Annotated in this window: 20 protein-coding genes; 7 read left to right on the plus strand and 13 right to left on the minus strand. The window is 63.7% G+C overall.

The window, feature by feature from the left end:
* Window positions 1-45: 45 nt before the first annotated feature.
* A complete protein-coding gene (locus HT051_RS10240; protein WP_174541937.1) occupies window positions 46-1,542 on the minus strand; it encodes an NAD(P)H-hydrate dehydratase in 1,497 nt (498 codons plus the stop codon).
* Between the two features lie 237 nt (window positions 1,543-1,779).
* Here HT051_RS10240 and HT051_RS10245 point away from each other — a divergent pair, with 237 nt between their 5' ends.
* Both HT051_RS10245 and glnA read left to right on the plus strand, forming a co-directional pair.
* Entirely contained in the window at window positions 1,780-2,118 is a 339-nt protein-coding gene (locus tag HT051_RS10245; protein ID WP_174541938.1) for a P-II family nitrogen regulator, read from the plus strand.
* A 103-nt stretch (window positions 2,119-2,221) separates the two neighbouring features.
* A complete protein-coding gene (glnA, locus tag HT051_RS10250) occupies window positions 2,222-3,631 on the plus strand; it encodes a type I glutamate--ammonia ligase (RefSeq protein WP_174541939.1) in 1,410 nt (469 codons plus the stop codon).
* A gap of 195 nt (window positions 3,632-3,826) precedes the next feature.
* On the opposite strand, the gene HT051_RS10255 is transcribed toward glnA, so the two are convergent.
* Both HT051_RS10255 and HT051_RS10260 read right to left on the minus strand, forming a co-directional pair.
* The gene (locus HT051_RS10255) at window positions 3,827-4,123 is read right to left on the minus strand and encodes a hypothetical protein (protein ID WP_174541940.1); all 297 of its coding nucleotides are present in this window, start codon (window positions 4,121-4,123) and stop codon (window positions 3,827-3,829) included.
* Window positions 4,124-4,369: 246 nt separating this feature from the next.
* Window positions 4,370-4,924: a thioredoxin family protein gene (locus HT051_RS10260; protein WP_174541941.1), complete on the minus strand. Its 555-nt coding sequence runs from the start codon at window positions 4,922-4,924 to the stop codon at window positions 4,370-4,372.
* A 93-nt stretch (window positions 4,925-5,017) separates the two neighbouring features.
* On the opposite strand from HT051_RS10260, the gene HT051_RS10265 reads away from it, so the two are divergent.
* From HT051_RS10265 to HT051_RS10275, 3 genes are all read left to right on the plus strand, one after another.
* The gene (locus tag HT051_RS10265; RefSeq protein WP_174541942.1) at window positions 5,018-7,033 is read left to right on the plus strand and encodes a PhoX family phosphatase; all 2,016 of its coding nucleotides are present in this window, start codon (window positions 5,018-5,020) and stop codon (window positions 7,031-7,033) included.
* A 471-nt stretch (window positions 7,034-7,504) separates the two neighbouring features.
* Window positions 7,505-9,589, plus strand: a complete 2,085-nt coding sequence (gene parE, locus HT051_RS10270; RefSeq protein WP_174541943.1) for a DNA topoisomerase IV subunit B — start codon at window positions 7,505-7,507, stop codon at window positions 9,587-9,589.
* A 242-nt stretch (window positions 9,590-9,831) separates the two neighbouring features.
* Window positions 9,832-11,328 (plus strand): DEAD/DEAH box helicase, encoded by a 1,497-nt coding sequence (locus HT051_RS10275; RefSeq protein WP_174541944.1) that lies wholly within the window; start codon window positions 9,832-9,834, stop codon window positions 11,326-11,328.
* Window positions 11,329-11,924: 596 nt separating this feature from the next.
* Here the strand turns inward: HT051_RS10275 and HT051_RS10280 are convergent.
* The 8 genes from HT051_RS10280 to HT051_RS10315 all read right to left on the minus strand — a co-directional run bounded on the left by HT051_RS10280 (window position 11,925) and on the right by HT051_RS10315 (window position 19,315).
* Window positions 11,925-12,299: a HesB/IscA family protein gene (locus HT051_RS10280; protein ID WP_371740610.1), complete on the minus strand. Its 375-nt coding sequence runs from the start codon at window positions 12,297-12,299 to the stop codon at window positions 11,925-11,927.
* 95 nt (window positions 12,300-12,394) lie between these two features.
* Window positions 12,395-12,841, minus strand: coding sequence for an SUF system Fe-S cluster assembly protein (locus HT051_RS10285; protein WP_174541946.1), 447 nt, complete (start codon window positions 12,839-12,841; stop codon window positions 12,395-12,397).
* A gap of 8 nt (window positions 12,842-12,849) precedes the next feature.
* On the minus strand, window positions 12,850-14,100 hold the full coding sequence (locus HT051_RS10290; protein ID WP_174541947.1) for a cysteine desulfurase: 1,251 nt from the start codon (window positions 14,098-14,100) through the stop codon (window positions 12,850-12,852).
* A 16-nt stretch (window positions 14,101-14,116) separates the two neighbouring features.
* The gene (sufD, locus tag HT051_RS10295) at window positions 14,117-15,508 is read right to left on the minus strand and encodes a Fe-S cluster assembly protein SufD (RefSeq protein WP_174541948.1); all 1,392 of its coding nucleotides are present in this window, start codon (window positions 15,506-15,508) and stop codon (window positions 14,117-14,119) included.
* Between the two features lie 22 nt (window positions 15,509-15,530).
* The gene (sufC, locus tag HT051_RS10300; protein ID WP_174541949.1) at window positions 15,531-16,280 is read right to left on the minus strand and encodes a Fe-S cluster assembly ATPase SufC; all 750 of its coding nucleotides are present in this window, start codon (window positions 16,278-16,280) and stop codon (window positions 15,531-15,533) included.
* Window positions 16,281-16,349: 69 nt separating this feature from the next.
* Window positions 16,350-16,640 carry a hypothetical protein gene (locus HT051_RS10305; RefSeq protein ID WP_174542966.1) on the minus strand — a complete coding sequence of 97 codons (291 nt, stop codon included), beginning with the start codon at window positions 16,638-16,640 and terminating at the stop codon, window positions 16,350-16,352.
* An 11-nt stretch (window positions 16,641-16,651) separates the two neighbouring features.
* Window positions 16,652-18,148, minus strand: a complete 1,497-nt coding sequence (gene sufB, locus HT051_RS10310; RefSeq protein ID WP_174541950.1) for a Fe-S cluster assembly protein SufB — start codon at window positions 18,146-18,148, stop codon at window positions 16,652-16,654.
* Window positions 18,149-18,190: 42 nt separating this feature from the next.
* A complete protein-coding gene (locus HT051_RS10315) occupies window positions 18,191-19,315 on the minus strand; it encodes a cysteine desulfurase family protein (RefSeq protein WP_174541951.1) in 1,125 nt (374 codons plus the stop codon).
* 291 nt (window positions 19,316-19,606) lie between these two features.
* Between HT051_RS10315 and HT051_RS10320 the strand changes: the two genes are divergently transcribed.
* Entirely contained in the window at window positions 19,607-20,272 is a 666-nt protein-coding gene (locus tag HT051_RS10320; RefSeq protein WP_174541952.1) for an alpha/beta hydrolase, read from the plus strand.
* Between the two features lie 180 nt (window positions 20,273-20,452).
* On the opposite strand, the gene HT051_RS10325 is transcribed toward HT051_RS10320, so the two are convergent.
* Window positions 20,453-21,580, minus strand: coding sequence for an anhydro-N-acetylmuramic acid kinase (locus tag HT051_RS10325; protein ID WP_208454304.1), 1,128 nt, complete (start codon window positions 21,578-21,580; stop codon window positions 20,453-20,455).
* A 138-nt stretch (window positions 21,581-21,718) separates the two neighbouring features.
* Here HT051_RS10325 and tyrS point away from each other — a divergent pair, with 138 nt between their 5' ends.
* Complete coding sequence (tyrS, locus tag HT051_RS10330; protein WP_174541954.1) at window positions 21,719-22,972, plus strand: tyrosine--tRNA ligase; 1,254 nt, start codon at window positions 21,719-21,721, stop codon at window positions 22,970-22,972.
* Window positions 22,973-23,007: 35 nt separating this feature from the next.
* On the opposite strand, the gene HT051_RS10335 is transcribed toward tyrS, so the two are convergent.
* Window positions 23,008-26,586 carry an AsmA-like C-terminal domain-containing protein gene (locus HT051_RS10335; RefSeq protein ID WP_174541955.1) on the minus strand — a complete coding sequence of 1,193 codons (3,579 nt, stop codon included), beginning with the start codon at window positions 26,584-26,586 and terminating at the stop codon, window positions 23,008-23,010.
* Window positions 26,587-26,659 lie beyond the last annotated feature (73 nt).

The raw sequence follows: 26,659 nt of genomic DNA on the forward strand, positions 1-26,659 counted from the left end.
CCCCCTATCGGCGGCGCCTCTCCTCCCGTGATCGATCGCAGCTTGCTAGACAAGCTGCTGCAGCTCGCGAAGCACTTTCGGAATCATCTCTGGCACGTCTTCGGAGATCAAGCCAGGACCAAACGCTTCGGCCGCCGCGCCGTGGAACCAGACCGCCGCGCAGGCCGCCTCGAAACCGGACATATGCTGGGCCAGCAATCCGCCGATCATGCCGGAGAGCACGTCGCCCGTGCCGGCGGTGGCGAGCCAGGGCGAGGATGTGGCGTTGACCGCCGCCCGGCCGTCCGGCGCCGCAATCACCGTATCGGAGCCTTTCAGAACGACGATGGCGCCGGAGAGGCTGGCCGCCTGGCGCGCCCGCTCCAGCTTGGAGACCTCCGGCTCAGTCTTCTCGCCGGCGATATCGGGGAACAGCCGGGCGAACTCGCCCTCATGCGGGGTAAGCACCACGGGCGCCTCGCGGCCCTTGATCTCGCCAAACAGCGTTTCCGGCACCTCGGCGAAGGAGGAGATGCCGTCGGCATCGATCACCACGGCGGCCGGGCTGGCGAGCGACGCTGCCACCAGATTGCGGGTGCGCCGTCCGACGCCAAGGCCCGGGCCGAGCACCACGGTATTCTTGCGGGTATCGGCCAGAAGCTCGGCCAACTCGTCGGCGGTATCGGCGGGCCGCACCATGATGGCGGTGAGCTGGGCGGCATTCACGGGAAGCGCATCGCGGGGCGAGGCGACCGTCACCAGCCCTACCCCGATGCGAAGCCCGCCGCGGGCGGCGAGCCGCGCCGCGCCGGTAGCGTCTTCCCGGCCGGAGACCACGAGAAGATGACCGCGGGAATATTTGTGACCGTCGGGCTGGGGCCAGGGAAACGCGTCGAGCCAAAGCGCCGGCTCATCGAGAAAGGCGTCCGGGTCGATGGTCTGCAGCACATCGCCATCAATGCCGATCTGCGCCAGGGTAACGTCGCCACAGCAAAGCCGGCCCGGCAACAGCACATGGCCGGGCTTGAGCCGGAAGAAGGTCACGCTGGCGATCGCCTGAACCGCGATCCCCCGCACCTTGCCGGTGCTGCCGTCAATGCCGCTCGGCACGTCGATGGCGATCACCGGCAGTCTGCTGGCATTGACCGCCGCGACCAACTCGGCCAGCGCGCCTTCGATCGGCCGGGCGAGCCCTGCCCCGAAAATACCGTCGATTAGGATTTCGGCGCCGTCCAGGAGATCGGCCGAAAGCGGCTCGATCGTGCCCTCCCAGGCTTTCGCATTGGCCGCCGCGTCCGCCGGCAACTTGCCGGCATCGCCCAGCAGCCCCACGCGCACGGTATAGCCCTGACCGGCCAGAAGCCTGGCGGCGACAAAGCCGTCCCCGCCATTATTGCCCGGCCCGCACAAGATGCTGACCTTGACGGCGTCGGGAAACCGCTCGGCGACTTCGGTCGCGATGGCGTCGCCCGCCCGCTCCATCAGCGACAAGCCCGGCGTGCCGGCTTCGATGGTCAACCGGTCCGCATTGCCCATCTCGGCGGAGGTCAGGAGTTCCAGCATAATTTTCCGTCTCCGTTGTGATTAGTTCTTAAGCAGTTTGATGTTTTCATGTGCAGTCCGCCCACTTGACTCCGCCAAAAATTTGGGCGGTTTTAGCTACCCCTTTGAACCACAACGGATAATGCGTCGCATCGAGATTGGCACAGGGCATGCTTAGACCTGTGCCTTAATGACTTCAAAGGGCGGAGCGTGTTGTCAACCGCCCATATCCGTTTAACGGGAGAGGTGCCCACCGGGATGAAAAAAGTTGAAGCTATCATCAAACCCTTCAAGTTGGATGAAGTGAAGGAAGCACTGCAGGAAATCGGCCTGCAGGGTATCACCGTCACCGAAGCGAAGGGTTTCGGACGCCAGAAAGGTCATACCGAACTCTATCGGGGGGCCGAATATGTGGTGGATTTTCTCCCCAAAGTGAAATTAGAACTCGTAGTCGACGACGGTATGGTCGAGAAGGCCATCGAGGCAATTTCCGCCTCGGCCAAGACCGGCCGCATCGGCGACGGCAAGATCTTCGTATCGGCCGTTGAGGAGGCGGTGCGTATTCGCACCGGCGAGACAGGATCCGAAGCCATTTAGCCAATTGACGCACGCTGGCTGGAACGACGGGATTAGTCATCGTTTTGCCGTGGGTCGGGACTAAGCGGCTTGTCCTGCATTGCCAAACCTACAGGGGAGAAACATGGCAGACGCTGAAAGCTTAGTGAAAAAAATCAAGGACGAGGACATCAAGTTCGTCGACGTCCGCTTTACCGATCCGCGCGGCAAGATGCAGCACGTGACGATGGACGCCAGCGTGATGGATGCGGAAGCCTTCGCCGAGGGCGTCATGTTCGACGGCTCCTCCATCGCCGGCTGGAAGAGCATCGACAAATCCGACATGAAGCTGATGCCGGATTGCGACAGCGCCTTCGTCGATCCGTTCTTCGCTCAGAGCACCCTTGCGGTGATCTGCGACGTGCTGGAGCCCCTCACCGACGAACCCTATGAGCGCGATCCGCGCGGCATCGCCAACAAGGCGATGAACTACCTGAAGCAGACCGGTGTCGGCGACACCGCGGTGTTCGGTCCGGAGCCGGAGTTCTTCGTCTTCGACGACGTGCGCTTCGTCGCCGATCCGTATTACTGCATGTACAAGCTCGACTCGGTTGAGCTGCCCTCCAACATGGGCACCGAATACGATATGGGGAACCTGGCCCACCGTCCGCGCACCAAGGGCGGCTATTTCCCGGTTCCGCCGATCGATTCGGCTCAGGACCTGCGCGGCGAGATGCTGAGCGTGATGTCCGAGATGGGCGTCACCGTGGAAAAGCATCACCACGAGGTGGCCGCCGCCCAGCACGAGGCCGGCATCAAGTTCGGTCCGCTGGTCAAGACCGCCGACCACGTGCAGCTCTACAAGTACGCTGTGCACATGGTGGCCCAGGCCTACGGCAAGACGGCGACCTTCATGCCGAAGCCGGTGTTCGGCGATAACGGCTCGGGCATGCACACACACCAGTCGATCTGGAAGGACGGCCAACCGACCTTCGCCGGCGACAAATATGCCGACCTGTCCGATACCGCGCTTTGGTATATCGGCGGCATCCTGAAGCACGCCAAGACGCTGAACGTCTTCACCAACCCGTCCACCAACTCCTACAAGCGTCTGGTGCCGGGTTACGAGGCGCCGGTGCTGCTGGCCTACTCCTCGCGCAACCGTTCGGCCTCCTGCCGTATCCCGCTCGGGTCCGGTCCGAAGTCGAAGCGCATTGAGATCCGCTTCCCCGATGCCATGGCCAATCCGTATCTGGCCTTCGCCGCCATGCTGATGGCCGGTCTCGACGGCATCGAGAACAAGATCGATCCGGGCGAGGCGATGGATAAGAACCTCTACGACCTGCCGCCGGAAGAGCTGGCCGGCATCCCGACGGTCTGCGGTTCGCTGGCCGAGGCCTGCGAGGCGCTGGATTCGGACCGCGAGTTCCTGAAGAAGGGCGGCGTGTTCACCGACGATGCGATCGACGGCTATCTGGAGCTGAAGGCCGAAGAGGTCGACAAGCTGCGCCTGATGCCGCATCCGATCGAGTTCGAGATGTACTACAGCTGGTAGTCGCGAACTGAGCTATCGCTTCGGCGGCCTCGCCGCCGGAGCAAAAAATTGGGGCGGCTGTCTGCGCTATGACAGCCGCCCCTTTTTTAGCCCGACCTGCCCTTTCAAGGCCGTTTTCCGCATCCCCCGTCGAACACGGGGCCTAATCTCAAGAGTTGCGGCCGGGCTCCCCCAAACTCGAAAGCTCTTCGCCTCCTACAGCCAGTAGAAGACGATGATCACCAGCACGCCGAGCAGCGCCCACCCCAACCATTCGCGGTTGTCGGTGCACCACTCCGTCAGCATCGACGGCATGCCGAAAATCATGAATCGGAACAGGGAGACGGCCGAGAAGGCGACGATGCCGGCGAGCGCCCACAGGCTGTATTCGGGCGCAGCGGCGCTCATGCCCGCATCGACGAGCAGCACCTGGCCGGTACTCGCCCCGGTGATCAGGACCCCATAGAGCGATCCCAGCACCATGGCGACCAGTATGGCGTAGCGAAACAGCATCGCTCGCGTCTTCCCCCTTAATTTGAGACAAATTTTAGAGGGACGCCGTAAAGGAAACGGAAAAGAGTAGGCTTAGCGGCGCGTTAAGCGGCTCGCCTTTTTGAGACGGCTGGGTTGTGGAGGCGACGCTCCTTCACCTCGTCATGCCCGGCCTTGAGCCGGGCATCCAGAGCAGCCAACTCAGAGCGGGCGTCTCTGGATTGCCGGGTCAAGCCCGGCAATGACGAGTGGGATTATGGGGCCAGCCTAAGCCGCCTTCCACTTGATCGAGCAGCCAATGGAGGCGGTCTGCTGTTTCGGCCCCTCCCCGGTCTCAGCGACCTGCTTCATCGCCTCGAACAGATCGCGGCGGACGTCCGGGCCTGCCGGTGCCTTGCCGCTCTCATCCAGCCGCCCGCGATATTGCAGGCCGAGATCCTTGTTGAAGCCGAAGAAGTCCGGCGTGCAGACCGCGTCATAGGCGCGGGCCACCTGCTGGGTCTCGTCATAGAGATAGGGGAAGGTGAAGCCGTTCTCAGCGGCGAAAGCCTTCATGTTGTCGAAGGAGTCTTCCGGATAATGCTCCGCGTCGTTGGCGGAGATGGCAACGGCGCCGATGCCGTAGGGCTTCAAGGCCTCCACGTCGCGCACGATGCGGTCCGCCACCGCCTTCACATAGGGGCAGTGATTGCAGATGAACATCACAAGAAGACCGTTCGGCCCCTTCACATCGCCTAGGCTGTAAGTCTTGCCGTCGACGCCGGGCAGCTCGAAATCCGGTGCCTTCCAGCCAAAATCGCATAGCGGTGTCTCTGCGGCCATGTCTCCTCCGTGACGCTCTTCGACATTCAAAAATGTGCAATGCGCTGGGACTAGATTTCGCGCCCCTACTCCCATTGCACGGTTTCAACAGATATGGCCAAGAGCCCGTTTTACTGCAACCGCTCCGAAGCCTTCGAGGCGCATGACGATATCCCGCTGAGCCCGAAAGACGCCCCGACCATCGGCGAGGTGGTGTATCGGCGCTATAGCCGCCGCGATGTGATCCGCGGCAGCTTAGGGGTCGCCGCCGCGGCGGCGCTGTTCGGATCCGGGGCGCTCGGTGCAGACACTGCGGCGGCGAAACAGGCACCCGAAAGCCGCTTCGATTTCGACGAGGTGGCGGCGGGGATCGACGAGACCCATCACGTGGCGGACGGCTACGAGGCGCAGATCCTGTTGCGCTGGGGCGATCCGCTATTTCCGGATTCGCCGCCTTTCGATCCCAACAATCAGAGCCCCGCGGCGCAGCTGAAGCAGTTCGGCTACAACAACGACTATATCGGCTTCATCCCGCTGAACGAGGACGGCAGCCAGGCCCTGCTCTGCGTCAATCACGAATACACCAATGAAGAGGTGATGTTTCCGGGGCTAGGGCGGCAGGACAAGGAAGCCTGCTTCAGCGGCATGACCAAGGAGCTGGTCGATATCGAGATGGCGGCCCATGGCGTCAGCATCGTGGAGATCGCCAAGCAGGACGATCTCTGGAAGGTCCGGCTCGACAGCCCCTATAACCGCCGCATCTCGTCGCTGACGAAAATGTCGGTGGACGGGCCGGCGGCGGGCCATGCGCGGCTTCATACGAAGGACGATCCGGACGGCCAGACCATCACCGGCACGCTGAACAATTGCGCCGGCGGCGTCACGCCGTGGGGTACCTATCTCGCCTCGGAAGAGAATTTCCACGGCTATTTCTGGACCGAAGATCATGACGGTGCCTGCACCCCGGCGGAGGGGCTTGGCGGCGATCAGGCGGAAAGCTATGCGCGCTATGGCGTGCCGGCGCTCTGGTATGCCTGGGGCCGGTATTACGACCGCTTCAATGTCGACAGGGAACCGAACGAGGCGAACCGCTTCGGCTGGGTCTGCGAGATCGATCCGTTCGATCCCGCCTCCACGCCGGTGAAGCACACCGCGCTTGGCCGCTATCGCCATGAGGGCGCCGAATGCCTGCTCAACAAAGACGGGCGCGCCGTGGTCTATTGCGGCGACGACGGGAAGTTCGACTATGTCTACCGCTTCGTCAGCAAGGGCACGTACGACCCGGACGACCGGGCTGCGAATATGTGGCTGCTTTCGGAAGGCACCCTGTCTGCGGCCCGCTTCAACGATGACGGCTCGGTGGATTGGCTGCCGCTGGTGTTCGGCGAGAACGGGCTGACGCCAGAGAACGGCTTCGCTTCCCAGGCCGATGTGGTGATCAATGCGCGGCTCGCCGCCGATAAGCTGGGCGCCACCCGCATGGACCGCCCCGAGGATATCCAGCCGAATCTCGAAAACGGCCGCGTCTATCTCATGCTCACCAACAATACCAAGCGCGAGGCCGACGACACCGACACCGCCAATCCGCGCGGCGACAATGCCTTCGGCCATATTATCGAGATGACGCCGCCGGACGGCGACCACGCCGCGGCGCATTACGCCTGGGACATGCTGGTGCAATGCGGCGACCCCAGCGTCGCCGGCATCGGCGCGGTGTGGAATCCGGACACTTCCGAGTCCGGCTGGTTCGCCTGCCCCGACAATGCGGCGGTGGATAGCGAGGGCCGGCTGTGGGTCGCCACCGACCAGGGCGAATATTGGGACCGCACCGGCAAGGCGGACGGGCTCTACGCGATGGAGACGGAGGGCGACGGCCGCAGCACCGCGAAGCTTTTCTTCCGTTGCCCCGTGGGGGCTGAGATGTGCGGCCCCTGCTTCGCCCCGGATCAGGAAACAGCGTTCGTCGCCGTGCAGCATCCGGGCACCGATGGGACGGACAAGTATCCGGGCTTCGAGCGGGCCTCGACCTTCGAGGACCCGGCCACCCGCTGGCCGGATTTTGATCCCGCCATGCCGCCGCGGCCTTCGGTGGTTGCGATCACCAAGAAGGGCGGCGGCAAGATCGCCTGAACGGGCGAGACCAATATTCGGCGTCATGCCCGGCCTTGTGCCGGGCATCCATGATCACTGTGCCCATAAATGAAACGCGGGTGTTCATGGATCACCGGGACAAGCCCGGTGATGACGGATGCATGTGTGACGCGCTCTGAGCTTCAGCCTCAACCCCCTCACCCCAACCCTCTCCCCACCGGGGAGAGGGAGGAGGCCGTGCCTTCATTCCTCGTCATTGCCGGGCTTGACTTTAGCCTGTACCCGGGTCGGCGAAGCCGAACCCGGGTGGCAATCCAGAGCCACATGCCGCGTGCCAGCCGCCCTGGATGCCCGGGCCACGCCCGGGCATGACGCAGAGCATAGCGCCCTCGCCCGCGGCGCGGGGCGCTCTTGAAAAAGCCATGGGCCCGTGTAACCAGAGACGATGCACGGGAGCGGACTGATTCTCGTCCCCCTCCCGCCAAAACCCAACTCCGAAACGTCCCGTATATGGCTTCATCTCGCGACCTTTTCGCCAAGATCGACGACGGCGCGGACAAAGCGCCGCGCAAGAGCAAATCCGCGCCTTCCAAGGCGACTGCGGCCAAATCTGCGCCGGCGAAGGCCGCGGCCGCGCCGCGGGTGCAATCGGCGGAGGAGGCCTACAGCGCCGCGGATATCGAGGTTCTGGAGGGGCTGGAGCCGGTCCGGCGCCGGCCGGGCATGTATATCGGCGGTACCGACGCCACTGCCCTGCACCATCTCTTCGCCGAGGTGCTGGACAATTCCATGGACGAGGCGGTGGCAGGCCATGCCAGCCGCATCGAGGTGGAGCTTCTGGCCGACGGCTCGCTGAGCGTTGCCGATAACGGCCGCGGCATCCCCGTCGACCCGCATCCGAAATTCAAGAGCAAGTCGGCGCTCGAGATCATCATGACGACGCTGCATGCGGGCGGCAAGTTCGACTCCAAGGCCTATGAGACCAGCGGCGGCCTGCATGGCGTCGGCGTCTCGGTGGTGAACGCCCTCTCCGAAGATCTGGAGGTCGAGGTCGCCCGCGGGCAGCAGCTCTATCGTCAGAGCTATTCCCGCGGCCTACCGCAAAGCGGGCTGGAGAAGCTCGGCGCGGTGAAGAACCGGCGCGGCACCAAGGTGCGCTTCAAGCCGGATGCGCAGATCTTCGGGCAAAGCGCCGCCTTCGAGCCGGCGCGGCTGTTCCGCATGGCCCGCTCCAAGGCCTATCTGTTCGGCGGGGTGAAGATCGAATGGTCCTGCGCCCCGGAGCTACTGGAGACCGATTCGAAGACGCCGCAAAAAGCGGTGTTCCACTTCCCCGGCGGACTGAAGGATTTTCTGGAAAGCCGCATCGAGGGCGAAGAGCGGGTGGTGAAAGACCTGTTCAGCGGGCGCGTGGAGAAGGCCAAGGGCCACGGCACGGTGGAATGGGCGATCAGCTGGATCGCATCCGCCGACGGCTTCCTCAACTCCTACTGCAACACCGTGCCGACCCCCGACGGCGGCACCCACGAGAACGGCCTCCGGGCCGCCCTGCTCAAGGGCCTGCGCGCCTATGGCGAGATGGCCGGGCATAAGCGCACCGCACAGATCACCGCCGATGACGTCTTGATCAGCGCCGGCGCCATGCTCTCAGTGTTCATCCGCGAGCCGGAATTCCAGGGCCAGACCAAGGAGAAGCTCTCCACGCAGGAGGCTGCCCGCGTCGTCGAAGGCACGGTGCGCGATGCGTTCGATCACTGGCTGACCGGCAATCCGGCCCGCGCCAGCCAGCTGCTAGATTGGGTGGTGGAGCGTTCCGACGAGCGGCTGCGCCGCCGCAAGGAGAAGGAAGTCAGCCGCCAGAGCGCCACGCGGCGCTTAAGGCTTCCCGGCAAGCTGGCCGATTGCTCCTCCAAGGGCTCGAAGGGCACCGAAATCTTCCTGGTCGAGGGCGATTCCGCCGGCGGCTCGGCCAAGCAGGCGCGGGACCGGGCGACGCAAGCCGTGCTCCCCTTGCGCGGCAAGATCCTGAACGTCGCCTCCGCCAGCTCCTCCAAGCTCGCCGACAATCAGCTGATCTCCGATCTGGTGCAGGCGCTGGGCTGTGGCACCGGCAGCCGCTTCCGGGAAAGCGACCTTCGCTACGAGCGGGTGGTGATCATGACCGACGCCGACGTAGACGGCGCCCATATCGCAGCGCTTCTGATCACCTTCTTCTACCGAGAGATGCGGGCGCTGATCGAAAGCGGGCATCTCTTCCTTGCCGTGCCGCCGCTCTATCGCATCAGCCAGGGCGCCAAAACGCTCTATGCGCGGGACGATGCCCATAAGGACGAGCTGATGGAGAGCGAGTTCACCGGCAGGGGCAAGATCGATATCGGCCGCTTCAAAGGTCTTGGCGAAATGCTGCCGCGGCAGCTGAAAGAGACCACCATGGACCCGAAGCGGCGTACCCTGCTCCAGGTCGAACTGGAGGAGGATGAGGAGAAGCTCGTATCCAAGACGGTGGAGCAGCTGATGGGCAATAAGGCCGAGGCGCGCTTCAAATTCATCCAGGAGCGGGCCGAGTTCGCCACCGCCGACGACCTGGATATCTGATCTTTCCCACCCGATTCGGCCCAAACGCGTTAGATTTCCTTAATTTCTCTTTGGACTGTGCGCGATTGTCACTTGCGTCCAAACGCGCACCGGCTTATCTGGGAGAGAGTGGAAGATCGTTTTGCGCTCTATGGTTTTGCGAGACTTTCGTAAACAGCGCAAAGCCTTGCAGCACAAACTGCATGCAAACAAGAAAGTAGAACCGCGGCGCGGGGCTCCGCCCGTGGCATCTTTGCTAACGTATGAGCTTTGCAGACCTTGGCTTAAGCCCGAAGATTTTGTCAGCCGTCGAAGCTGCGGGCTACGACAAACCCACACCGATCCAGGCCGAAGCCATTCCCCACGCCATGATGGGGAAGGACGTGCTCGGTATCGCCCAGACCGGTACCGGCAAGACGGCCTCGTTCGTGCTGCCGATGCTGACCAAGCTGGAGCGCGGACGGGCGCGGGCCCGTATGCCGCGTTCGCTGATTCTGGAGCCGACACGCGAACTCGCCGCCCAGGTGGCCGAGACCTTCGAGGTGCTGGGCAAGAATCACAAGCTGACCGTGGCGCTGCTGATCGGCGGCGTCTCCTATGACGAGCAGGACCGCAAGCTGGACCGTGGCGCCGATGTGGTGATCGCCACGCCCGGCCGCCTGCTGGACCATTTCGAGCGCGGCAAGCTGCTGTTGAACGGCATCGATATCCTGGTGGTCGACGAAGCCGACCGGATGCTCGATATGGGCTTCATCCCGGATATCGAGAAGATCTGCAAACGCCTGCCCTTCACCCGCCAGACCCTGTTCTTCTCCGCCACCATGCCGCCGGAGATCCAGCGCCTGGTCGACAACTTCCTGCACCAGCCGGCCCGGGTCGAGGTGGCGCAGCAAAGCTCCGCCGCTTCCACCATCGTGCAGCGCCTGGCAAAAACGCCGGACGAGCCGAAGGCCAAGCGCGAAGCCTTGCGCGAGCTGATGCGGGCGTCCGACGTGAAGAACGCCATCGTGTTCTGCAATCGCAAGAAGGATGTCGGCATCCTGCTGCGCTCGCTGATCCGCCACGGCTTCAATGCCGGCGGGCTGCATGGCGATATGGACCAGCGCCAGCGCACCGCGACGCTGGAAGGCTTCCGCAACGGCACCATCACCTTCCTCGCCGCTTCGGACGTGGCGGCGCGCGGGCTCGACATCCCCGATGTGAGCCATGTGTTCAATTACGACGTGCCGGTGCATCCGGAGGATTACGTGCACCGTATCGGCCGCACCGGCCGGGCGGGCAAAGAAGGCTTCGCCGCCACCTTGGTGACGCCGAAAGACGCCAAGGCGATCAAAGCCATCGAGTCGATGCTGAAGCAGGATATTCCCTGGATCGACGGCGAAGGCCTGAGCGAAGACGAAATCGCCGAGGCCGAGAGCGGCCGGGGTCGTGGGCGCGGCCGGGGTTCGCGCTCCAAATCGCGCGGCGGCCGGAAGTCTGCGCCGAAGGACGGCGCCAAATCGGAAGCCAAAGTCGAAGCGAAGGCTGAGACCAAACCGGAAGCGAAATCCGAGAGCAAGCCCGACTCCAAGCCCAAGCCGGAAAAGAAATCCGGCGATGCGCCCTCCCCGAAACGGGAAGCCAAGAAGGGCAAGCCGGCGGCAAAGGTTTCGGGCAAATCGTCCGGCAAGGGCCGTAAGGACGAGAAGGACGACGGCAAGGTGCGCGGTATGGGCGACCACGTCCCCGCCTTCATGATGCGCTCGGTCCGGCCGGAATAGTTCCCAGCTCCAAACGATTTCACCGACATTGAAGACTTACGAGGAGGTGTGCCTCCTCGTCCGAGTCATGCTCGGCCTTGTGGCGGGCATGACGACTGAGAATTGCGGGGCGCTCTAATTGAAGGCGTCATACCGGCAATAGCCGGTATCCAGCCCAAAACGACTTCGCGCGCTACTGGATCACCGGGACAGACCCGGTGATGACAATGGAGTGGGACGCGCGCTCGGTACACGACGCCCGTGGATGCCCGGGTCACGCCCGGGCATGACGCTGAAAAGTGATGCCATGCACGGCGCCTCACCTCTCCCTTAGGGAGAGGTCGGATCGCCTGCCCTCAGCGAAGCGGTAGGGCGCTCGAATAGCGATCCGGGTGAGGGGTTCCGGCATCTCGATAGGGTTCTCCCCCCTCACCCCAACCCTCTCCCCACCGGGGAGAGGGAGCAGGCCGTGCCGAAGGCACGCAGTGACGCCCCCCGAAAGCGTCATCCTGAGCTGTGCGCTTGCGCGCCTCGATGGAGGGGCCGCGTGCTTCGAAGCGCGCTTTTGGCGTGCGCCTCAGCATGGCGGGTATAAAACGCGTGGAAAGGCGTATTGCCTAGGAAGCGCGGGTGGTCGGCTCGAAGCCTTTGCGCGCGGCTTCCGAAGCCGGCGACAGCATAACGGATTCGCCGCAACCGCAGGCGGAGGTCTGGTTCGGGTTGTTGAACACGAAGCCCGAGGTCAGCCGGTCGGTCTTGTAATCCATCTCCGCGCCGAGCAGAAACAGCACCGCTTTGGGGTCTATGGCCAAGGTCACGCCCTGATCTTCGACCACCTCGTCCATGGGGTCGATCGCATCGACATACTCCATGGTGTATTCCATGCCTGCGCAGCCGCCATTCTTCACGCCGACGCGAAGCCCGGCGACGGACTTGGTCGAGGCGGCCATCAGCTTGCGGACGCGGTCTGCAGCCGCATCCGTCAGGGTCATCACTTTGGGTCTCGGTCGTGTGCTCATGGTGCTGAGTTAGGACTTAAAACGGCGCGCTGCAAGGGATCGTGCGCGGGCCAAGCGACGCGGGCGGCCTAAAACATGTTCAGGGCGACGCGGGCTTCCTCGCTCATCCGGCTCATATCCCAGGGCGGATCGAACACCAGATTGACCCGCACCTCGCCGACGCCGGGGACGGAGGAGATGGCATTCTCCACCCAGATCGGCATTTCGCCGGCCACCGGGCAGCCCGGCGCGGTCAGGGTCATATCGGCCTCGACATTGCGGTTCTCGTCGATATCGACGCGGTAGATCAGGCCGAGCTCGTAGATATCGACCGGGATTTCCGGATCGAACACCGTCTTCAGCGCCACCACCAGATCGTTGCTCAGCCGCTCGATCTCCTCAGGCGGCAGATCGGTATGGGCATGGGTGACGCCGCTGGCGACGACATCGGCGCTGGCGCTCTGGCTCGCTTGCGCTGCCTCGGGGGCCGGTGCGGCCGTCTCGGTTTCAGGTGTCTTGTTCGGTTCGTCTTGCATGGCTCACCTCAGGCGAACATCTGCCGGGTCTTCTTCAACGCCTCGATGAAGGCGTCGATCTCGGCTCGGGTATTATACATGGCGAAAGAGGCGCGGCATGTCGAGGTCACACCGAAGCGCGCCATAAGCGGCTCGGCGCAATGGGTGCCGGCCCGCACCGCCACGCCATAGCGGTCCAGGATGGTGGAGACGTCGTGGGCATGGGCCCCGTCCATCTCGAAGGAGATGATACCGCCCTTCCCCGGCGCGGTGCCGATCAGGCGCAGCCAGTTCAGCTTGCTAAGCTCTTCCATGGCGTAATCGGTCAACGCCGCCTCATGGGCGGCAATGGCCTGGCGGCCGATCCCCTCGACATAGTCGATGGCGGCGCCAAGGCCGATGGCCTGGGCGATCGGCGGGGTGCCGGCCTCGAAACGATGCGGCGGCACGGCGTAGGTCACCTCGTCTTCGGTGACATAGCCGATCATCTCGCCGCCGCCGCGATAGGGCCGCATGGTCTCCAAGAGGTGTTTCTTGCCGTAGAGCACGCCGATGCCGGTCGGCCCGTACAGCTTATGGCCGGTGAAGGCGTAGAAGTCGCAATCCAGCGCCTGCACGTCGACGGGAAGATGCACTGCGGCCTGGGCGCCGTCGAGCATCACCGGGACCCCGTGCGCATGGGCGATATCGATAGCCTGCTTCACCGGCACCACGGTGCCGAGCACGTTGGACATATGGGTGAGCGCGACCATCTTGGTGCGCGGGGTAATCAGCTTCTCGAACTCATCGAGCAGGAACTCGCCCGTATCGGACACCGGCGCCCATTTCAGCACCACGCCTTGGCGCTCGCGCAGGAAATGCCAGGGGACGATATTGGAATGATGCTCCATGACGGAGAGCACCACCTCGTCGCCTTCCTTGAACTCGGCGCCGAAGGACGAGGCGACCAGATTCATCGAATCCGTCGCATTTGCCGTGAAGATGATCTCTTCCTCGTGGGCCGCGTTGAGGAAGCGCTGCACCGTCCCCCTCGCCTTCTCGAAATTGGCGGTGGCGAGGTTGCTCAAATAATGCAGCCCGCGATGGACGTTGGCGTATTCCTCGCCATAGGCGCGGGTGACGGCGTCCAGCACCGCTTTCGGCTTCTGGGCCGAGGCGCCATTGTCGAAATAGACCAGCTTCTTGCCCTGCACCTCGGTGGCGAGGATCGGGAAATCGGCGCGGATGCGCTCGACATCGAACGCCGTCCCGGTCTCGGTTTGGCTCGCAGGGCTGGGCATTACGGACATAGCAGCCTCAATCGAACGCGACGCCGAGCCAGTCGGCAGTGGCGGCGGTGAGCGCTTCACGAACCGGCTCGTCCTCGATCTGCTCCAGCGCCTCGCCGACAAAAGCCTGGATCAGCAGCGCCCTTGCGGTGGGCTCGGGAATGCCGCGCGCCTCCAGATAGAACAGCAGATCCTCGTCGATCTGGCCGGAGGTGGCGCCATGGCCGCAGACCACGTCGTCGGCGAAGATCTCAAGCTCCGGCTTGGTGTCGAATTCCGCCCCTTGCGACAAGAGCAGCGCCTGGCCCATCTGCTTGCCGTCGGTCTTCTGAGCGTCGGGGGCGACGATCACCTTGGCCTGGAACACGCCGCGGGAGTCGCCGTCCAGCACCGCCTTATAGAGCTCGCGGCTGGTGCAATGGGGCACCATATGCTCCACCACCATGGTGGTGTCGCAATGCTGGCTGTCTTTCAACAGCGCGGCGCCATTGAAGCTCATGGTGCCGCCCTCGCCTTCGAACAGCACCCGCACGTCGTTGCGGGAGAGGCGCGCACCGAGCGAATACTGGAAGCCGTTATAGCGGGCCTCCGCGCCCATGGTGACGATCAGATTGGCCAGATGCATGGCCTCGGCATCTTCGAGCTGCAGCTTGCTGTGCTCGATGGCGGCGCTTTCCCCGAGGACGATCTGGGTCATGGCATTGCGTTGCAGGCCGCGGCCGCCGAGGCTGGCATAGCTCTCGATCAGATCCAGGCTAGTGCCCTTCTCCAGCACCACGATGGCGCGGGTCACCGAGGCAGACGGCTCGCCTTCCCCATCCAGATTGATCAGATGCACGGGCTTATCCAGCGCGGCGCCCTGTTTCAGGCGCAAGATCACGCCGCCGGTCATCAGCGCCTTGTTCAGGGCGATGATCGGGTCGGGGATCTGCTTCGTCGCGGTGGGCGCCACCTCGAAGCCTGAGCGCTGATAGCCGCTCTCGGCGAGCAAGGGTTTCAGCTCCTCCGGCAGATGCTCCAGCGTCTCGGCCAGAGAGTGCAGCTCCGCGCCCTTCTCCTTCAGTGCCGTGACATCGGAGAGCTCGGGGCGGAACTCGCCCTCGGCCACCACCAGGCGGTAAGCGTCGATCCCGGCGATCCGGGGCGACAGCGCGGTCTCGATCTCCGCATCGCTGATCGCCCGGCCGCTCGCCTGCACCAGGGGAAAGGCCTCCGGCATCTGCGAGCGCAGATCGGTGTATTTCCAGGCTTCGACGCGGCGGTGGGGCAGCCCCACCGAGGCATAATCGGCCAGAGCATCGCTCCTGATCTTGGCGACGGTCTTGTTCTCAGCGCCGGGCAAAGCCTCATTCACCGCGCTGAACACGTCGAGTAGATCCTGCTCGGCCTTGGACCGAAGCTGCTTGACGGGCAAATCCATCTTTACGTCCTCACGCGGCAGATCACGCCGCCTCGCCGCGGAATTCTGCATAACCGGTTTTCTCGAGCTCCAGCGCCAGATCAGCATCGCCGGAACGGGCCACCTGGCCTTGCGACAGCACATGCACGCGGTCGGGCACGATATAGTTCAGAAGCCGCTGATAATGGGTGATGACGATCATCGACCGGTCGGGCGAACGCAGCCGGTTCACGCCGTCGGCGACGATGCGCAGCGCGTCGATATCGAGGCCGGAATCGGTCTCGTCCAACACGCAAAGGCTCGGCTCCAACAGCGACATCTGCAGGATCTCGTTGCGCTTCTTCTCGCCGCCGGAGAAGCCCATGTTCAACGGGCGTTTCAGCATCTCCGGATCGATCTTCAGCTCCTTGGCATGCTCGCGCACCACGCGCATGAATTCCGGCGTGGAATATTCCTCTTGGCCGCGGGCCTTGCGCACCGAATTCACCGCCGTGCGCAGGAAGGTCATGGTGGCGACGCCGGGGATCTCGATCGGGTATTGGAAAGCGAGGAAAACGCCGGCGGCGGCGCGCTCGTCGGGGCCCATCTCCAGCAGGTTCTGGCCGTTCCAGGTGATCGAGCCTTCGGTGACCTCGTACTCCTCCTTGCCGGCGAGCACATAGGCCAGCGTCGACTTGCCGGAGCCGTTCGGGCCCATGATGGCGTGCACCTCGCCGGCCGGGACCTTCAGATCCAGCCCCTTGAGGATCTCGCGGTCGTCGATGCGGGCGTGAAGGTTCTTGATCTCAAGCATTGGTGTTTTCTCTTCGCCTCAAAAACTCATTCAATTCGTCATGCCCGGAATGCCAGGCGCTCGTCCGTCCTATTCCGTCTCGGCGGGGCTTTCGCCTTCGTACGCGCCGACTTTGCGAACCCTGTCCGGCAACTCGCGGTCGAGCGACTGTCGATACTTGATGCAGCCGGCCATGAATTCCGGCCACTCCGGCACCACGGGCATGGACTCGCGCGGATCGGGCAACAGGCCCCAAAGCTGGGGGTGATGCCAGCAAAGATCGTGGCCGGTGGAATCGCGGTGTTCGCGGATTCCGGCGCGCAGGCGCTTCACCTCCGCGATCAGCGCCTCGCGGGACATCGCCTCCAGATCGGCATCCAGCTCCGCCGCCATTAGCCGACGCTCCCTTCCAGGCTGATGCCGATCAGCCGCTGGGTCTCGGCCATGAACTCCATGGGCAGATGCTGCAGCACGTCGCGCACGAAGCCGTTGACGATCAGCGCCACCGCCTCCTCCTCCGACAGGCCCCGCTGCAGGCAGTAGAACATCTGGTCGTCGGAGATCTTCGAGGTGGTCGCCTCGTGCTCGAAAATGGCAGTCGCGTTCTTGGCCTCCAGATAGGGCACGGTATGGGCGCCGCATTTGTCGCCGATCAGCAGGGAATCGCAGCAGGTGAAGTTCCGCGCATTGGTGGCCTTGCGATGCGCCGAGACCAGGCCGCGATAGGTGTTGTTGGAATTGCCGGCGGAGATGCCCTTGGAGATGATCCGGCTGGAGGTGTTCTTGCCCAGATGGACCATCTTGGTGCCGGAATCGATCTGCTGATAGCCGTTCGAGATGGCGACCGAGTAGAACTCGCCGCGCGAGTTATCGCCGCGCAAAATACAGCTCGGATATTTCCAGGTGATGGCCGAGCCGGTCTCGACCTGGGTCCAGGAGATCTTGGAGTTCCTGCCCCGGCAATCGCCGCGCTTGGTGACGAAGTTGTAGACGCCGCCCTTGCCTTCGGCATCGCCCGGATACCAGTTCTGCACCGTGGAATATTTGATCTCCGCATCGTCCAAGGCGACGAGCTCGACCACCGCGGCATGGAGCTGGTTCTCATCGCGCATCGGCGCGGTGCAGCCTTCCAGATAGCTCACATATGCGCCCTTATCGGCGATGATCAGCGTGCGCTCGAACTGGCCGGTCTGCTTCTCGTTGATGCGGAAATAGGTGGAGAGCTCCATCGGGCAGCGCACCCCTTCGGGCACGTAGACGAAGCTGCCGTCGGAGAACACCGCCGAGTTCAGCGTGGCGTAGAAATTGTCCGAGGTCGGCACCACGGAGCCGAGATATTTCCGCACCAGCTCCGGATGCTCGCGGATCGCCTCGGAGATCGAGCAGAAGATGACGCCGGCCTTGGCCAGCTCCTTCTTGAAGGTGGTGACCACGGAGACCGAATCGAACACCGCGTCCACAGCGACGCCCGGGGCGCCCGACGCGGTCTCGTACTCGGCATCCTCGACGCCGGCCAGGATCTTCTGCTCGGAAAGCGGAATGCCCAGCTTCTCATAGGTCGCCAGCAGCTCCGGATCGACCTCGTCCAGGCTCTTCGGCTTATCCATGCTCTTGGGCGCGGCGTAGTAATACAGCTCCTGGAAGTCGATCTTCGGATAATGGACGTTGGCCCAGCTCGGCTCGCTCATGGTGAGCCAGCGGCGATAGGCCTCCAGGCGCCACTCCAGCATCCAGTCCGGCTCGCCCTTCTTCTCCGAGATGAAGCGGACGATCTCCTCCGAAAGCCCGCGCGGGGCCTTCACCATCTCGATATCGGTGCTGAAGCCGTATTTGTATTTGTCGACGTCGATCTCGCGAACGCGTTCGACTGTCTCGTCAACTGCTGGCATCGATCCTACCCTCGGCTGGCCCTTTCGGGCCTTATTCTGGCGTTACGCGGCAACCCGCTGCTGCTGTAAGCGCTTCACCAAAGCGGTCCAAGCGCCAAGAAACTTCTCCACATCGATTTCTTCGCTCTCCCATCCGAGGGAGACGCGAATGGCGCCTTCGGCCACCTCCGGGTCGAGCCCCATGGCGGTGAGCACATGGGAATTCTCCACCTTGCCGGAGGAGCAGGCGCTTCCTGCGCTGACGGCGACACCTGCGAGATCGAGACCGATCACCAGGGTCTCGGCCTTGGCGCCCGGAACGGCGATGCACACCGTGTTGGGAAGCCGGTCCACGGCGCCGGCGATTACCACAGCATCGGGGATCGCGGCCATCGCCTCTTGCTCAAGTATTGCCTTTAGGGCGCCGATCCGGTCCTCTTCGGCCAGCTCGGCAGCCGCGGCTTCCGCCGCCGCACCGAAACCGGCGATCCCAGCGACATTCTCGGTGCCGGCCCGGCGGCGCGTCTCTTGCGCCCCGCCGCGGATCAGCGGCTTCACCTTCAGCCCTTCACGGACGACCAAGGCGCCGATGCCCTTGGGGCCGCCGATCTTATGGGCCGACAGGCTCATCAAATCGGCGCCCGTCTCGTCGAAGCGAAGCGAAAGCTTTCCGGCCGACTGTACGGCGTCCGTGTGCAGCAGGCCGCCCGCCTCATGCACCAGCGCGGCAATCTCCGCCACCGGCTGAATGGCGCCGGTCTCATTGTTGGCGGTCATCACCGAAACCAGGAACGGCGCCTTCCCGTCTAGGTGGTGGCTTTCGATAAGCTCCGCAAGCGCCGCAACGTCCACGATTCCCTCGCTGGTGACGGGGATAAGCACCGCATCTTCAGCGCTCAGAACCGAGGGATGCTCGATGGCGGAGATGAAGCGCGGCCCGTCGACGGCGCCGAGCGACATGGCATTGGCCTCGCTGCCGCCGCTGGTGAAGACGATTTCGCCGGCAGAGGCCCCGACCAAGCGGGCCAGCTTGCCGCGGGCGGCCTCGATCGCGGCCCTCGCCTCGCGGCCCTCGCCATGAACGGAAGACGGATTGCCGACCAGATCCAGCGCATCGACCATAGCGGCGCGGGCTGCCGGCCTCAGGGGCGCAGTTGCATTATAGTCGAGATAGGAGCGTCTTTTCATGCTCTCCCCGGAGCCTTTCGGCCGAACTGCGTCGCTTAGCGCTTGCACCGAACCCCGCTCTGCATGCTATGTAGCGCGGCCTGTGGAACAAATGCGCGCCCACCTTCAGCGCATCTTTCCGGGCGCGGTTTGGAACAATTCTAAATATACGCCCGTAATAGGATTCCTGAACGGCAGAGTCAAGTTTACGGCACCGTTTCCGACGGGTTTTTCGCTGTTGCAACTCTGCAGGCGGCCGCGGCGCCAATCCCGGCCCTTACCTACCTAACATCAGAACGAGGTTCGTGTTTCATGCCCGAGGTGAATATCAGCGGCCCGGCCGGCAGGATCGAAGCCCGCTATCACCACGACAAGACCCCGAATGCGCCGGTTGCGCTGATCTTGCATCCGCATCCGCAATTCGGCGGCACGATGAACAATCAGGTGGTCTACCACCTTTACTACGCCTTCCAGCGGCGGGGATTTTCCGTCCTGCGGTTCAATTTCCGCGGGGTCGGACGCTCCGAGGGGCTGTTCGATAACGGCCCCGGCGAGCTTGCCGACGCGGCGACGGCGCTGGACTGGCTGCAGACCTATAATCCGGATGCGCGGACATGCTGGATTGCCGGCGTCTCGTTCGGCGCCTGGATCGCCATGCAGCTTCTGATGCGGCGGCCGGAGGTCGAAGGCTTCATCTCGGTGGCCCCGCCGGCCAATCTCTACGATTTCAGCTTCCTCGCCCCCTGCCCGTCCTCCGGGCTGATGGTCAATGGCGAGAACGACCGCGTGGTGCCGACGGATTCGGTGCGCGGCCTGGTGGAGAAGCTGAAGACCCAAAAGGGCATCGTCATCGACCACGCCGTGGTGCCGGAGGCGAACCACTTCTTCGAAGGCCGCATGGATGCGCTGATGGAAGCGGTGGACGGCTATCTCGACAAGCGCCTCGGCAAGGCGCCGGAGCCCGCCGAGGAAGACTAGCGCCGCTCGTTGCCGGTCCGTTTTCTGCGTCCGCATACGGGCCGGTTCTCCCCCTTAAAAGGGGGGAGCTAGAGGGGGGGGCAAAATCGGGGCTCTGTTTCGCGAAGCGATGCCCCCCACCCCGGCCCTCCCCCTTTCTGGGGGAGGGAGAAGCAGATCTCGTAAAATCGTTTTTTTCGGCTAACGCCGCGGCGCCCGGATCAGGCGTCCGCCGGTCAAAGGCTGGCGCACGCCTGTGGTGCCCGGATAGGTCAGCGGCAGCTTGCGGAGCGAACGCACGGCGAGGAAGGCGAAGGCCTCCGCCTCCAAATGCTCCGAGGAAAGGCCGATCTCGTCGGCCAGCACCACCGGCGCGCTGACGTTCTTGCTGATGGCCTGGACCAGAGCGGGGTTCTTCGCTCCGCCGCCGGTCAGCACCCAGAGCCTCGGGGCATGCGGCAGAAAGCGGGCGCTTTGCGCGATCTCGCGGGCGGTGAATTCGGTGAGCGTCGCCGCCCCGTCCTGCACCGAGAGGCCGGCCTCTTCCAGCGGCGGAAAATCATAACGATCGAGCGATTTCGGCGGCTGCCGCATGAAATAAGGATGCGCGGCGAGGCGTTTCAGCACCTCGCGGTTCACCCGGCCGCGAAGCGCCAACGCACCGTGGCGGTCGAAGGGCTCGCCGGTGTGGCGCTGCACCCAATCGTCGAGCAGCGCATTGCCGGGACCGGTATCGAAGGCGACGACGCTGCCGTCGGCACCGATGAAGGTGATATTCGCCACCCCGCCGATATTGACGATGGCGACGGGGCGGTCGAGCCCCACCTCCACCGACAGCGCGCGGTGATAGGCCGGCACCAGCGGCGCGCCCTGCCCGCCGGCGGCGATATCGGCGGCGCGGAAGTGATGCACCACATCGAGGCCGGTAAGCTTGGCGAGCAGCGCTCCGCTGCCGAGCTGGCGGGTGATACGGCGGGAGGCATCGTGATAGACGGTCTGGCCGTGAAACCCGACCACCTTGATCTCGCTGCGGGGAATGCCGAAGGAATCGAGAAAGCGGTTGACCGCGTCCGCATGGGCCCGGGTGAGTTCGTCCTCGACCTGCTCCAGCAACGCCATATCGGCCGGATCGGGGTGACTCCCGCCCGACCTTGAGCCCCAAATGCGCCAAGCGGCCTGTGCGGCGGATTTCAGCCTCTCGCGCTCCTCGGCCGAATAGGGATAGCTGAGCCCCTGGCCGCGCGCGAACAGGTGCTCCCCATCGGTCGAGATCACCGCGACGTCGATCCCGTCCATGGATGTGCCGCTCATCAGGCCGAGGGCTGTCATCCCTTCATGCATAGACGTTCCCTTCCGTGCAATTTGCCGGCAAAGCTGCTAGAGGCTCTTGGCGCTTCCGGCACCGCTTCCTAAACCAGATATGCGGCAGCCTTACAGACGAAATTTTGCAGACAAAAATTACGACGAATGAGCGACTTTCAATCCGACTTCTTAACGACGCTTGAAGCCCGCGGCTATATCCACCAATGCACCGACGAGAGCGGGCTGGACGAGCTGCTGCAAAAGGAGGTCGTGACCGGCTATATCGGCTTCGACTGCACCGGACCGAGCCTGCATGTCGGCCACCTCCTGGGTATCATGATGCTGCGGCGCCTGCAGCAGGCCGGCCACAAGCCGATCGTGCTGCTCGGCGGCGGCACATCGAAGGTCGGAGATCCCTCGGGCCGGGACGAATCCCGCAAGCTGCTGACGACCGAGGATATCGAGGCCAACAAGGCCAGCATCCGCAAGGTCTTCGCGCAATTCCTCAGTTTCGGGGACGGCGAGACCGATGCCATCATGGTCGACAACGCCGAATGGCTCGACAAGCTGAAATATATCGACTTCCTAAGGGATTACGGCCGTCACTTCAGCGTCAATCGCATGTTGGGCTTCGAGTCGGTGAAGCTGCGCCTGGACCGTGAGCAGCCCTTAAGCTTCATCGAATTCAATTACATGGTGCTGCAGGCTTACGACTTCGTCGAGCTTTACCGGAGCCGCGCCTGCCGCCTGCAGATGGGCGGCTCCGATCAATGGGGCAATATCGTCAACGGCATCGAGCTCGGCCGCCGCACCGAAGGCGTTGAATTGTTCGGCCTGACCACCAATCTGCTCACCACCGCCTCCGGGGCCAAGATGGGCAAGACCGCCAAAGGTGCGGTCTGGCTCAATGCGGACATGCTAAGCCCTTACGATTATTGGCAGTTTTGGCGCAACACAGAAGATGCCGATGTCGGGCGCTTCCTCAAGCTGTTCACCGAGCTGCCGCTGGACGAGGTCGCCCGGCTGGCTGCGCTGCAAGGCGCGGAGCTGAACGAGGCCAAGAAGGTGCTGGCGACGGAAGCCACCGCCATGGTGCATGGCCGCCAGGCCGCCGACGAGGCCGCGGAGACGGCGCGGCAGACCTTCGAGCAGCATAAGACGGCCGAGAGCCTGCCCACCTTCCCGGTCGCTCAGGCGGCGCTGGATGAAGGCTATGGTGTGCTGACCGCTTTCGTCGATGCGGGGCTCGTCGCCTCCACCAGCGAGGCGCGGCGTCAGATCAAGGGTGGCGGCCTGAGGGTCAATGACGTGGTGGTGCAGGACCCGAAGCGGGAACTCACCGGCGAGGATCTCACCCCGGAAGGCGTGATCAAGCTCTCCTTCGGCAAGAAGCGCCACGCGCTGCTGCGCCCCGAATAGCGCGGTGCGCTCTCGCGGCGCTGGGACCTCGCGGCTTAGCGGATACTGCCGCTTCGCGTCGCGCTGCCGTTGGGCGGCTGGCCGTTGAACTCGAAGATCTGCCGGAAGATGCCGGGCGCCACCACCGACATCGGATTCACCAGCACCGCGGGGTCTTGCAGCTTGCCCTTGATGGCGAAGGTGATGCCGACGATGCCCTCACCCTGGCGGCCGACCAGAATATTACCGAGGATCGGAATCTGCCCCAGCGCCGAGTTGAGCCCGTAGAGCGGCACATAGGTGCCGCCGAGATCGACGGTCTGGGCCTTGAAGTTGACGCTGCCGCGCATGGTGGCGCCGAGGATCGGCCCGTTCATATAGGCATCCTGCAGCAGGAACTGGTTGTTGCCGACGGCAAAGGGCGCGCGGAGGCGGTCGAAGCGCAGGCGGTTGCGCAGGCGCTGGCGGTTGTTGGGGCCGAAGGCGGCCTGGGATTGCTGGTCGGTCAGAAGATTGCTGACCACGTCGTCGCTGACCACCTCGAAATTGCGCACCCATAAGGTGCCGCGCTTCATGTCATTGCTGCCGGCATCGAGATTGACCAGCAAGGTCCCCTCGCCGCCCTGCACCTGGCGATAAAACCCGACTAGGCGGAAGGCATCGCCGGCATTGCGGGATTCGGCACGGATGACGCGCGAGCCGCCCTCATTCTCCAGCCGCACGCCGACCGGCGACTTGCCGTTCAGATTTCCCTTGGCATCGAGCGCCACCAGATCCCCTTTGCGGGTCTTCAGGTCGACATCGACATTCTGCAGTGTGGTGCCGTAATTGCCGATCACGGTGCCGAAATGCGCCGTCATATCCATGCCGGCGGACTCATCGGATTCAGCCGGCGCATCGGCCGCCAGCTGACCGGCGGAGAACAGCGATTTGAAGAACTGCTTGCCGTCATAGGTCGGGCCGTTGGCCTTGACCTTCAGGATGCCGTCCGCGCCCGTCTCGCCGGTGATCTCGACATGGGTCAGCGAGTTGAACGAGAAGTCGGGGAAGTGGAAGGATTGCAGCTGCTTGTTCTTGTCGAGCGCCACCCAGCCCTGGATATCGATCTCGTTCTCGCCGGTGATGGCAAAGTTCTCGAGGCGGGCCGAGCCATCCTTCGCCTGATTGACCTTGAACTTGGCGACGGCGCGCTGGCCGGCCGGCTTGATCCAGCCCATGCTGGAGACGGTCAGCTCGGTATTGGTGAGATCCGCCTCGAACTGCATGTTCTGCATGGCCTCATCCCCGCCCCCGTCGCCATTCGGGAACAGCAGGGTCACCGGCAGCACACCCTTGACCAGATGGTTCACCTTCATACCGAGCTTGTCGCGCTCGGCGGCATCGAGATTGGCGGTGAGCCGCACCGGAGGCTGGCTCTCTTCCGGCAGCTTGAACAGGCGCTGCCAGGTGACCTGGGCCGGCACGCCCTCGAAGGCGACCTCGCCGCTCACCTCGACCGACTGCTCGGTGAGGCTGACGTCGTAAGTCCCGCCCTTGATATCGAGATCGCCCACCACATCGTTTGCGACGACATTCTCGATCTGGGCTGAGCCGTTCAGCCCGATATCGTCAAAGGTTAGATCCGGCTTCGCCGGAATGCTCACCGCGAAATCGCCGGTCATGATGCCGCCGAAGCTGGTCGGGTCCCGCCCCAGATCGCTGATCAAATGCAGCGGCGGATGATCGAGGAGCTGCAGCACGGCGGAGGTGCCGGCGCGGCCGGAAAAGGTCAACACGCCGAGATGCGGCTTGGGCCTTAGATCGGCAACTTCATAGCGCCCCTGGTTCAACGCGATCTGGTCGCCGGAGGGCAGCGTGATGGTGCCTTTCGGAACGTCGGCATAAAACGTCGTGCCGCGCATATGGACCGATGCCGTCGGCAGCGAAACCGGCGGCAGCCCATCGATATAATTGATGCGCAGATCGGCGGCATCCATGTCGAAGCTGACGGTGCCGGCATAATCGGCACCCTGATTCTTGACCGCGTCGAGCTCGCCCGGCCCCATATTGATATCGACCTTGCCGCCCACGACGCGCCCGGCGAGCACGTTTTTGCCGGCCCATTCCTTCGCCCCCGGGGCGATGAATTTGGGCCAGATCTGTTTGAAAATATCCGCTGGCATAGGGCTGATCGTGCCTTGGATATGCATCTCCGGCGATTTCGGCGCATGGATGAAGCTGCCGGTCAACTGCACGGAGGCCTCGCCCAGCTTGGCGAGGAACTTGGAGATATCGATGCGCCCCTGTTCCGGGGTCACGACACCGGTCGCCAGAAGCGTATCCACATTCACCGGCGGGATGCCGAACTCATCGGCGGCGAGAAAGGCTTTGTCTCCATCGAGCCTGAAATCCCAGCGGTCGGGCTGGCCCGCTTGCGGCTTCTGGGGGGTAAAGGCGCCGCTGATGGCGATCTTGCTGCGTCCCCAACTCAGGCTCGAGGGCAGCAGCCGGACGATACGCTGGTCCTTCTGATAGCGAACATGCAATTCGCCCTCGTCGACCTCCATGGGATGCTCCTTCTCCCATGGCACGGTAATCAGGCCGTGGCCGACATTGAAATCGGCGGACCATGCGAGAAATTCCCCGCTATCGGCCAGCTCGACATTGGCCTCACCGGTGATGGGGATATCGATGCCGGCGAGCCCTTCGGCCTCCGGCAAATTGCCGGAAAAGGCCGACGGCTTCAGATCCTCCACATTCACGGTCAGGGCCATACTGTTCTGCCGCGGCCGCTGGGCGACCTTGAAGTCGAAATGCCATTGCGCATCCGGCGCGCCGACGGTCAGAGCGCCAATCAGAATGCTACGTCCGCTGCGGTGATCCAGATTGGCGGAGAATTCCGGCACCTGGACAAAGGTCTGCCGGCCATTATGGCTCAACACCACCTCGGCATCCTTCACGCCAAAACGGGTCAGATAGGAATTGTCGCCGGTGCGTGCCTCGTCGAGCACATGACCGACCATCTGGGTGACGTTGAGCTTGGCCCCGGATTCGGCCAGTGCCGCCTCCTGCGAGGGCTGGGTGGCGATAGCCGGGGCGGCGGGGTCGCGGGTCAGAGGACCGAAGGGCGAGGCCTGGGAGGCGTCTCCGCCAAGTCCATCCTTCTCCTCCGCCTCGGAGAAGGTGAGCGCCAGCCCCTGCTCGTCGCTATAGAACAGCAGCAACCTCGGACCGATGAAATCGACGCTGCCGACAGCAATACGGCCGGTGAGCAGCGCGCTTCCGCTCAACCCCACGGCGGCGAAGGGCGCCTGAGCGACGACGGAATCCTCACGGTCGATGAGCCGGATATTCTTCAGTCGGAAAACGATCCCCGGCCCATCCGGGCTGCGCATCAGAACCGCATTGTCGATATCGACGTGGAGATCGGTGAGCTCGCCATTGATGGAGGCCTCGATCGCCGGCACCAGATTGGGCAAGAAGACCGGTCCGTGGGAAAGCCGCGCATAGCCGGCGACGATGGCGATGAGGCCGCCGACCAGAAGGCCGGCAAAGATTTCACGGCTGAGACTGACGCCGCCGGAAGAGAGCTTCTTCAGCTCGTGTTGTACGGGTTCGGGAACCCGCTTCACCAAGGCGCGCCCTTGGGCAGGCAAGGTGAGGAGGACCTTCCCCTTCGAGGTCCATTTCACAAGAGCAGTTGACGTCCGTTTCTTCATGTAACCGAGA

This window comes from Methyloligella sp. GL2 (genome assembly GCF_013341275.1).
Lineage (GTDB): Bacteria > Pseudomonadota > Alphaproteobacteria > Rhizobiales > Methyloligellaceae > Methyloligella.